Consider the following 6,666-nt stretch of genomic DNA (forward strand, 5'->3'; position numbering starts at 1 on the left):
TGTTCGGGGCCGGTGTTCAGAAGGAGAACGGGACGTAGCAGACGGCGGCCAGGACGACGGCGCCCCAGCCCAGCAGGGCCGGGCGGCGGTACCAGGCGTCGTCGCCCTCGGCGGGCAGCTCCTCCATGCCGGGGGACCGCGTGCCGTAGACCAGTCCGGCCAGGGACTCGGGGGACTTGGGCTTGGTGACCATCGTGACCACGACCATCACCAGCGCGCCGACGACGAACGCGACGATCGACGAGACGAAGTTGGCGCCCTGGTCCGAGGGGATGGTGATGATGCCCTGCTTGTAGAGGCCGAAGTAGTTGACCATGGCGGCGGCGGTGCCGGACAGCAGCCCCCAGAAGCCGGCCGCGGCGCTGGTCCGCTTCCAGAACATGCCGATGATGAACACCACGAACAGCGGGACGTTGAAGAAGGAGAACAGCGTCTGCAGGTAGTTCATGATGTTGCTGAAGGACGAGGCGATGAAGGCGGTGCCCATGCCGATCAGCACGCCGACCGCGGTGACCACCCGGCCCGTCCTGAGGTAGTACGCGTCCTCGCGGCCCTTCTTGAGGTACGCGGCCCAGATGTCGTTGGTGAAGACCGTGTTGAAGGACGACACGTTGGCGGCCATACCGGCCATGAAGGCGGCGAGCAGGCCGGTGACGGCGATGCCGAGGACGCCGTTGGGCAGCAGGTCGCGCATCAGGACCGGGATCGCGTCGTTGTACTGCAGCCCGTCCTTGCTCTTGCCCAGCGTCGGCTCCATGACCAGCGCGATCAGGCCGGGCACGACCACGACCATGGGTATGAAGATCTTCGGGAAGGCGGCGATCAGCGGGGTGCGCTTGGCGGCCGAGAGGTTCTTCGCGGACAGCGCGCGCTGCACCTCGGCGAAGTTGGTGGTCCAGTAGCCGAAGCTCATCACGAAGCCGAGACCGAGGACGATGGTCAGCCAGTTGGCACCCAGCGGGTTGCCCTCGCCGATGCCGGTGCCCTTCCAGGCGGTCAGGAACGCATCGCCGTGCGAGGAGCTCAGCGAGTCGGTCAGGCCGTGCCAGCCGCCGACGCGCTTGAGGCCGACGACGGTCAGCGGGATCAGCGCGGCGAGGATGACGAAGAACTGCAGCAACTCGTTGTAGATCGCCGAGGACAGCCCGCCGATGGTGATGTACGCCAGCACGAAGAAGCCTGCGACGACGATCGCCACCCACTGCGGCCAGCCGAGCAGCGCCTGCAGCACGATCGCCATCGCGTAGAGGTTGACGCCCGCGATGAGCACGGACGAGACCGCGAAGATGACCGACGACAGCAGGTGCGAGGACGGGCCGAAGCGGTGCAGCAGGAATTCCGGCACCGAGCGCACCTTGGAGCCGTAGTAGAACGGCATCATCACCAGGCCGAGGAAGACCATCGCCGGGATGGCGCCGATCCAGTACCAGTGGACGGTGTAGGCGCCGTACTGCGCGCCGTTGGCGGCCATCCCGAGGATCTCGGTGGCGCCGAGGTTGGCGGCGACGAACGCCAGGCCGGTGACCCAGGCGGGCAGGGACCGCCCGGAGAGGAAGAAGTCCAGGCTCGTCCTCACGCTGCGCCTGGCCGCGAAGCCGATGCCGAGGACGACGACGAAGTAGAGGGCCAGGATCGTGTAGTCCAGCCCGTTGGTGGGCAGCCGTAGCCCTTCGGCCAAATTGATCATGTCGTAGCTCGCTTCTTTGCGTGCGGGCGGTGCGGGCGGTCGGAACGCACAGAAAGCTACGCGCGGACGGTCAGAAACTGAACACTTTTGTTCGTTTCAGTTGTTGGATCGTGATGAGGCAGGGGCATATGCCCGGTCCGGCCCCGCGCTGCCCCCACGTCTGCGACGGCCTGGTCCGACGTTGACGCAACTGTTTGCTTGTGCTTCATTGTGTTTGTTTGTGTTTGGTCGGTGAGGTGAGGAGCCCCCGGGGTGAAGAAGACGACGACGCGGCTCGCGGACGGCCGGGAGCTGATCTACTACGACTCGCGCGACGACGTCGTACGCGACGCCGTCGACCGGCGCCCCCTCGACCCGGTCGCCACCGCCGCCGAGATCCGCACCGACCGCCTCCTCGGTGACCACGTCGCCATCGCCTCGCACCGCCAGGCCCGCACCTACCACCCGCCGGCCGACGAATGCCCGCTGTGCCCCTCCCGAGGAGGCCGGCACTCCGAGATCCCGGCCGCCGACTACGACGTCGCCGTCTTCGAGAACCGCTTCCCCTCCCTCGCCGGGGACCGCGGCCGCTGCGAGGTCGTCTGCTTCACCCCCGACCACGACGCCTCGTTCGCCGACCTCACCGAGGACCAGGCCGCCCTGGTCCTCGCCGCCTGGACCGACCGCACCGCCGAACTCTCCCAACTCCCCGGCGTCGAGCAGGTCTTCTGCTTCGAGAACCGCGGCGCGGAGATCGGCGTCACCCTCGGCCACCCGCACGGCCAGATCTACGCCTACCCCTTCGTCACGCCCCGCACCGAACGCATGCTGGCCTCCCTCGCCGCCCACCGCCGGGCCACCGGCCGCAACCTCTTCGACGACGTCCTCGACGACGAACGCACCGACGGCCGCCGCATCGTCCTCGACGGCGACCACTGGACGGCCTTCGTCCCGTACGCCGCCCACTGGCCCTACGAGGTGCACCTCTACCCCAAGCGCCGGGCCCCCGACCTGCTCGCCCTCGACGACGCCGCCCGCGCCGAATTCCCGCGGCTCTACCTGGAGCTCCTGCGGCGCTTCGACCGGATCTTCGACACCGGCGCCGGCGCCCCGCCGACCCCCTACATCGCCGCCTGGCACCAGGCACCGCACCACACCGCACAGCGCGCGGACTTCGCCCTCCACCTTGAGCTTTTCACCATTCGCCGGACTTCCGGCAAGCTGAAGTTCCTCGCGGGTTCCGAATCCGGCATGAACGTGTTCATCAACGACGTGCCGCCGGAAGCCGCGGCCGAGCGACTGCGAGAGGTAGCGAGCAAGCCATGAGCAAGTACCTGGTGACGGGCGGGGCGGGTTATGTCGGAAGTGTGGTGGCCCAGCACCTGCTGGAGGCCGGCCACACCGTGACCGTGCTCGACAACCTCTCCACCGGCTTCCGGGCCGGCGTCCCCGCCGGCGCCGACTTCATCGAGGGCGACATCCGCGACGCCGGCAAGTGGCTGGACCCCTCCTACGAAGCGGTCCTGCACTTCGCCGCGTTCTCCCAGGTCGGCGAGTCCGTCGTCAAGCCCGAGAAGTACTGGGACAACAACGTCGGCGGCACCATGGCACTGCTGGCCGCGATGCGCACCGCGGGCGTGCGCAAGCTGGTCTTCTCCTCCACCGCCGCCACCTACGGCGAGCCGGTGAACACCCCCATCACCGAGACCGACCCGACCGCCCCCACCTCCCCCTACGGCGCCAGCAAGCTCGCCGTCGACCACATGATCAGCGGCGAGGCCACCGCCCACGGCCTGGCCGCGGTCTCCCTGCGCTACTTCAACGTCGCCGGCGCCTACGGCAGCTGCGGCGAGCGCCACGACCCCGAATCGCACCTCATCCCGCTCGTCCTCCAGGTCGCCCAGGGCCGGCGCGAGGCGATCTCCGTCTTCGGCGACGACTACCCCACCCCCGACGGCACCTGCGTCCGCGACTACATCCACGTCGCCGACCTGGCCGACGCCCATCTGCTGGCCCTGGGCGCGGCCACCGCCGGCGAGCACCTGATCTGCAACCTCGGCAACGGCAACGGCTTCTCCGTCCGCGAGGTCATCGAGACCGTCCGCAAGGTCACCGGCCACCCCATCCCCGAGGTCACCGCCCCGCGCCGCGGCGGCGACCCGGCCGTCCTGGTGGCCTCCGCCAGGACCGCCGCCGACCGCCTCGGCTGGCAGCCTCGCCGCGCCGACCTCGCGGGCATCGTCGCCGACGCCTGGGCGTTCGCGCAGAGCCTCGACCACACCAGCTAGCCGCACCGGACGAAGGAGTCCTGATGGCAGGTCACCCAGCCGCCACCCCGACCACCGGGCGCCCGCACGGCGCCCGGCACACCGCGGACCGCTTCACCGCGGTGTACGGCGCCGCCCCCACGGGAATCTGGGCGGCGCCCGGCCGGGTCAACCTGATCGGTGAACACACCGACTACAACGACGGCTTCGTACTGCCGCTGGCACTCCCGCACACCACCCTCGCCGCCGCCGCACCCCGCACCGACGGGGTGCTGCGGCTGCACTCCGGCGACGCCGACGGCGGCATCGTCGAACTCCGCACCGACACCCTGCGCCTCACCCCCCAGGGAGGCTGGGCCGCCTACCCGGCCGGCATCGTGTGGGCCATGCGGGAGGCCGGACTGCCCGTCGGAGGCGCGGACCTGCACTACGACAGCACCGTGCCCACCGGCGCCGGACTGTCCTCCTCCGCCGCCCTGGAGGTCGCCACCGCCCTCGCCCTCAACGACCTCTACGCCCTCGGCCTGGACGCCCAGCGGCTGGCCCGGATCGCCCAGCGGGCCGAGAACGCCTTCGTCGGCGTGCCCTGCGGGATCATGGACCAGACCGCCGCGGCCTGCTGCACCGAAGGCCACGCGCTGTTCCTCGACACCCGCGACCTGACCCACCGCCAGGTGCCGTTCGACCTCGCCGGGGAGGGGCTGCGGCTGCTGGTCGTCGACACCCGCGTGAAGCACGAGCTGGGCGACGGCGCGTACGCGGAGCGGCGCGCCGGCTGCGAGCGCGGTGCGCGGGCGCTCGGGGTACGGGCCCTGCGCGACGTGCCCTTCACACACCTCTCCAAGGCCCTCACCCAGCTCGCCGACGACCCGGCCGTCCAGGCCCTGGTCCGCCACATCGTCACCGAGAACCAGCGGGTCGAAGACGTCATCGCCTGCCTGGACGCCGGCCGAACCCGCGCCATCGGCCCACTGCTGACCGCCGGCCACGCCTCGCTCCGCGACGACTTCGCGATCTCCTGCCCGGAACTCGACCTCGCCGTCGACACCGCCCTCGCCGCGGGCGCCCTCGGGGCCCGGATGACCGGCGGCGGCTTCGGCGGCTCGGCCATCGTCCTCGTCGAGGAACCGGCCGCCACCGAGGTCGGCACGGCGATCACCACGGCCTTCGCGGCCGCCGGCCACCTCGAACCGCGGATCTTCGAAGCCGTGCCCAGCGCCGGAGCACACCGGCTCCAGTAGGGCGCGACCGGCGGCGTGCGGCCATCGGAGCGTCGCCAAATGGACGGGGTGCGGCAGCAGTTTGGCCATTCACCTTCCCTCGCCGCGGCCCGTCCGTACTCTGAGATCCTGCACCGGTGGGGGCCGGTGCTGATCAGGGGGCGAGACCGTTCGGGTACGGCGCCTGGGGTGGGGGTAGTCATGTCGGCACGGCGGCGGCCGTGCGACCGAGGCGATCTTCAATCCGGGCGTCGTGCCCGCTATGGTCCGTTCACCGAGACAGGGGGTCTCTGTGCAACGCATCCGGGTTCTGGTGGTCGACGACCACCGCATCTTCGCCGAATCCCTGGCAGCCGCGCTCGCCGCGGAGCAGGACGTGGACGTCGCGGCCGCGGGCAGCGCCCCGGCCGCCCTGCGCAACCTCGACCGGGCGGTCACCGACGGCCGCCGCTTCGACGTGCTGCTCGCCGACGCCGACCTGGCCGCGCCGCTGCTCGCGGTGCCGGCACAGGGCACGGCCCGCGAGCCGGTCGTCCCGCGCAGCTGCCCGCGGGACGGCATCGCGCTGGTCTCCGGCCTGCGCACCAGCCACCCGTACCTGCGTACGGTCGTCGTCGCCGACCGCGACGACCCGCGCCGGGCGGCCGCCGCCCTGCAGGCCGGCGCGTCCGGCTGGGTCGCCAAGGACTGCTCGCTGTCCCGGCTGCTCGCCGTGATCCGCGGCGTGCTGCGTGACGAAACGCATCTGCCGCCGGCGCTGCTCACCGGTGTGCTGCGCGAGCTGACGGCCGCCCGCAAACACCGTTCGGAGAGCGAGCGCCTGGTCGAGTCGCTCACCCCGCGCGAACGCGAGGTGCTCCGCTGCATGGTGGCCGGCCTGGGCCGCAAGGCCGTCGCCGAGCGGCTGTTCCTCTCCCCGCACACGGTCCGCACCCACATGCAGAACGTCCTCGGCAAGCTGGGCGTCCACTCAACCCTCGCCGCGGTGGCCTTGGCCCGCCGGGCGGGCGTAGGCCCGGTGGAACTGGAGGCGGCTACGGCCGTGCCTTAGGCGTTTCTGCCCACGTACCTGGCTTTCCCGCCGCGGGTGTTGCTCGCCGTTGTGCTTTGCGGCGCCGCGTACGTAGCTGTCTGCGGCGCCGCGGGTCGTCTCGCCGTTGCGCCTGCGGCGGGCTGGGTGGGTGTCGGGTGCGGTGACGGGCCTCCGGGGCCTTGTTCGTGGACTGCTGACGCTTTACGTCCACGAACAAGGCCCCTCCGGCCCGTCTCCTCCCGTTGGGGGAGTGTGCGGGTGAGTGGGGGCGCGCGTCGTACCGCATACACCTGACGTCGCCGGTCAGCGGGAATACCGCGCCTCGCCTGTCGAGTTGTGGCCCCGCAGGGGGCCCTCACGACCCTTACGGGTTCTGTTCGACCCACCCCTACGGGTCCGCAAGCCCCCTTGTACCCCCAACGCCCGCCCCCACCCACCGCATTCCCCTTCCCCAACGGGAGGGGACGGGCCGGAGGGGCC

The 6,666-nt window shown here is 71.1% G+C and carries 5 protein-coding genes; 4 read left to right on the forward strand and 1 reads right to left on the reverse strand.

What is annotated here, in order from left to right; translation table 11 throughout:
• Positions 1–16: 16 nt before the first annotated feature.
• Positions 17–1,687 carry a sodium:solute symporter family protein gene (locus tag ACGF4C_RS23940; protein ID WP_393568850.1) on the reverse strand — a complete coding sequence of 557 codons (1,671 nt, stop codon included), beginning with the start codon at positions 1,685–1,687 and terminating at the stop codon, positions 17–19.
• 252 nt (positions 1,688–1,939) lie between these two features.
• Between ACGF4C_RS23940 and galT the strand changes: the two genes are divergently transcribed.
• The 4 genes from galT to ACGF4C_RS23960 all read left to right on the forward strand — a co-directional run bounded on the left by galT (position 1,940) and on the right by ACGF4C_RS23960 (position 6,204).
• Positions 1,940–2,992, forward strand: a complete 1,053-nt coding sequence (gene galT, locus ACGF4C_RS23945) for a galactose-1-phosphate uridylyltransferase (protein WP_393568851.1) — start codon at positions 1,940–1,942, stop codon at positions 2,990–2,992.
• The gene (gene galE / locus ACGF4C_RS23950; RefSeq protein WP_393568852.1) at positions 2,989–3,954 is read left to right on the forward strand and encodes a UDP-glucose 4-epimerase GalE; all 966 of its coding nucleotides are present in this window, start codon (positions 2,989–2,991) and stop codon (positions 3,952–3,954) included. Before galT ends, galE begins: the two co-directional genes overlap by 4 nt.
• 23 nt (positions 3,955–3,977) lie before the next feature.
• Positions 3,978–5,174 (forward strand): galactokinase, encoded by a 1,197-nt coding sequence (gene galK, locus ACGF4C_RS23955; protein ID WP_393568853.1) that lies wholly within the window; start codon positions 3,978–3,980, stop codon positions 5,172–5,174.
• A 271-nt stretch (positions 5,175–5,445) separates the two neighbouring features.
• Positions 5,446–6,204, forward strand: a complete 759-nt coding sequence (locus ACGF4C_RS23960) for a LuxR C-terminal-related transcriptional regulator (RefSeq protein ID WP_393568854.1) — start codon at positions 5,446–5,448, stop codon at positions 6,202–6,204.
• The last annotated feature ends 462 nt before the right edge of the window (positions 6,205–6,666 follow it).

Source organism: Streptomyces sp. NPDC048197, assembly GCF_043202395.1.
In the GTDB taxonomy this organism is placed as follows: Bacteria; Actinomycetota; Actinomycetes; order Streptomycetales; family Streptomycetaceae; genus Streptomyces; species Streptomyces siderophoricus.

Excerpts from the sequence above, each read along its gene's own strand:
- galK (WP_393568853.1), top strand. The coding sequence starts at position 3,978 with ATGGCAGGTCACCCAGCCGCCACCCCGACCACCGGGCGCCCGCACGGC.
- ACGF4C_RS23940 (WP_393568850.1), bottom strand. The coding sequence starts at position 1,687 with ATGATCAATTTGGCCGAAGGGCTACGGCTGCCCACCAACGGGCTGGAC.
- galE (WP_393568852.1), top strand. The coding sequence starts at position 2,989 with ATGAGCAAGTACCTGGTGACGGGCGGGGCGGGTTATGTCGGAAGTGTG.